General features: G+C 61.5%; 3 protein-coding genes and 1 pseudogene. 2 read left to right on the top strand and 2 right to left on the bottom strand.

Features of this window, described 5'->3' with window-relative positions; genetic code table 11:
- Together XalbCFBP2523_RS11335 and XalbCFBP2523_RS17185 are read left to right on the top strand one after the other, a co-directional pair.
- On the top strand, positions 1 to 606 hold a 606-nt coding region (locus tag XalbCFBP2523_RS11335), incomplete at its 5' end, for a hypothetical protein (protein WP_249027725.1).
- Positions 603 to 1,481, top strand: a pseudogene (locus XalbCFBP2523_RS17185) (Tle-like phospholipase domain-containing protein); the annotation flags it as partial. The gene XalbCFBP2523_RS11335 and the pseudogene XalbCFBP2523_RS17185, both read left to right, overlap by 4 nt.
- Before the next feature lie 41 nt (positions 1,482 to 1,522).
- Here XalbCFBP2523_RS17185 and XalbCFBP2523_RS17180 read toward each other — a convergent pair.
- Positions 1,523 to 2,140, bottom strand: coding sequence for a hypothetical protein (locus tag XalbCFBP2523_RS17180; protein ID WP_249027724.1), 618 nt, complete (start codon positions 2,138 to 2,140; stop codon positions 1,523 to 1,525).
- Positions 2,141 to 2,227: 87 nt separating this feature from the next.
- Positions 2,228 to 2,679 (bottom strand): hypothetical protein (locus XalbCFBP2523_RS17175; RefSeq protein WP_230599200.1); only part of this gene is annotated, 452 nt, incomplete at its 5' end.

Below are 2,679 nucleotides of genomic sequence, written 5' to 3'. Positions count from 1 at the left end.
CTGCAACACCTTGCCGCCACCGCCCTCATGCCGCTGGCCCTGACCGCTGCGGGTTGCTCCAAAGGCATCGATGTCGGCAATGACGGCGCCACCGGTCACCTCAACCCGCACCCGGTCAAACGCTACGAAGTGATTGCCACCTCCCATGCGCCGGGGCCGTGGGATACGTTTGAGGGGGCATACATCGGATATGACGTCATCAACTCGAAATGCGTGCCGATGATCCCGTTCATTGGCACGCAGCACATGCCTAATACCGGGCTCGATGTTCCCATGACACAGGTGGACGATCACACGTGGAAGGGATATTTTTATCGGGACGCCTTGCTGGACGAGGACTACTTCAAGCTTGGGGTGTGTCACTGGGATGTCACCAGCGTTAGCGCCAGTGCCATAGTGAAAGGTGTTAGGTTTGCCTGGAGCGGTGCGCTTGAAGAACTCCTGCGTGATAGTCCTGAGACAAGTTATTTTAAGAAGAGCGTGTACGGAGATCGTTCTTTCGCTCCCTATGGCGCGCCAGACTTGGATCCTAGTGATCCTCAAGTACTTAAACAACCTGATGCCTATTTCCCCGTCACCATCGCTGTCAAGGAATCCAAGCCATGAATCCTGCCGATCAAGCACGTGCCGACGCGGCCATTGATTCGTATGCCAATCGTCCACAAAGCGATGTTGAGAAGCATAAAAAAGTTTTTTTGAATGGACGCGAATACCAAGCCTTCGGCTACGCGAACGATATTGCCAGTGGTTTTCATGCCACGGCTTACCTCAATAGAAAAACAAACGAAGTCATCATCGCCTACCGTGGTACCGATACGGATTTATTTACCGGCGAGACTAAGGCGGAAAAAAGGAGTCATGCGCTCACCACCCTCCAAGACATCGCCGTCGATGCCACGATGGTGCGCGACGCCGTAAATCCACAAAAAGCCGCCGCCGATGCGTTCACCGCGCAGATGCTTGCCAAGGCCGCAGCACGAGGCATCCCCAAAGACCACGTGACCGTCGCCGGCCACTCCCTCGGCGGCGCGCTGGCGCAGATCGAGGCAGCCAAATACGGCCTAGCCGGCTCCACCTACAACGCCTACGGCGCGCGGGCGCTGACCGATGGCGCGCCGCAGCCCGGCTGCCACATCACCAATTACCGCATGGCCAACGATGTGGTGAGCGCGGCCAGTCCTCATGTCGGCAGCATGGTCTCGTTGGCCAGTCATGACGATGTGCAGAGCCTGCGCGCTGGCCGGTATTTGGATGCGCCCGTCGGCGCACCGCCCCCGAATGTGCTGATAGCAACGCGATGGGGGGACCACGGCGCTGCCCAGCACTTCGGCAGTCAAAGCACGGACAACGTCCTGGCTCCGCAGCGGTTCAGTGAAGCGTCGCAGCGTTACGCGGACCATCAGAGTGCCTTCGAGCATTTCACCTGGGAGGTTGCTCACGAACGTGCCGAATTGTCCCAGGCGCTACGCCAGATGCGCGCGNCTGGGATGTGTCGCACGAACGTGCCGAACTGTCCCAGGCGCTACGCCAGATGCGCGCGCACCCTGACCAAACCCACCTGCCAGCGGATATCCAGCGGCAGGTGAACGAATACCTGGCGTTGAACTTGGACACGCCGCTGCGCGAGGCCATCGAACATAACGCGCACGTGCAGAGTACAGCACACAGTTTGCACGATGCCGGCGATGCCGCGCGCTCGGTTGGCCATGCTGTACACGACGTGGACGAGCGCATGGCCTCGGCGGCGCATCGGGCGGGCGTCGCGGCTTTCCCATTGAACCCCACGGCGTCGCTGGTCGGCTTGGCGGCGGGCGAAGCAGCGCATCTGCACGGGCGAGTTGCAGATGCTGCGGGCCGCTATGTCGGCGATCAATTCGAGTGGGCGAAAAACGCCGTCGAACAGGGGGCGCACCATGTTGCCGACGCGGCACAGCGGGCCATCCATGATCCTGACGTCCAGGCGGCAGGGACCAACGTCGTGAATCAGGCGGTCGATCTCTATCATGGCGCGCAGTCCGCCGCGCATTCGTCCGCCGGACAGGCCGTTGGGCAAGCATACGACGGGATCAAATACATCGTCTCGCCCGGCATCGACGCGGTCGAGCACGCAGCTGGGCAAGCCTACGACACGCTGACGCATCCGGGACAGTGGTTCCAGCACAGCGTACCAGCCGCGTCCATCCCTCCCACATCGACGAACGCGGATACGTCTTCCTCCTCTTCATCATCATCCGCTGCTGCCGCGTCCATGCCACCCCCGGCCATGGACAGGCGCACGGGCCTTCAGGAAGACCACGCCGCCCAACAGCATCAGGAACGCATCCAGCAGGCGCAGCAGCACGCACCGCACCTGGCGCAAGCACACCGGCAGACACAACAGCCACCCGCTCACAGCAACCCGGCCCATGAAAAACCGGCCAGCGTGGACATGCAGGAACAGGCGCGGATCGCGCAATTGCAGCAGCAGGAACAGCAAGCGCAGGCAGCGCGCGAACAGCAACAGCGCCTCGCGCAGCAACACGTGCAGTTGCACCGCCAGGCTATGGATGCGCAGCAACGCGAACACGAACAGCGCCACAGCCAAGATCCCCGGTCGCATCAACACGAACAGCGCCAAGCGGGCGAGGCGATGTTGTATACCCCGCCGACGCGCCCACCGCGTTCGGATGAGCATCTCCA

Origin of the sequence: Xanthomonas albilineans, assembly GCF_002939705.1 — a bacterium.
Taxonomy (GTDB): Bacteria; Pseudomonadota; Gammaproteobacteria; order Xanthomonadales; family Xanthomonadaceae; genus Xanthomonas_A; species Xanthomonas_A albilineans.
The sequence above is the reverse complement of the archived record's forward strand: the minus strand, read 5'-3'. Positions and strand labels throughout refer to the sequence as shown.

Excerpts from the sequence above, each read along its gene's own strand:
- XalbCFBP2523_RS17180 (WP_249027724.1), bottom strand. The coding sequence starts at position 2,140 with ATGCGTCAGCGTGTCGTAGGCTTGCCCAGCTGCGTGCTCGACCGCGTC.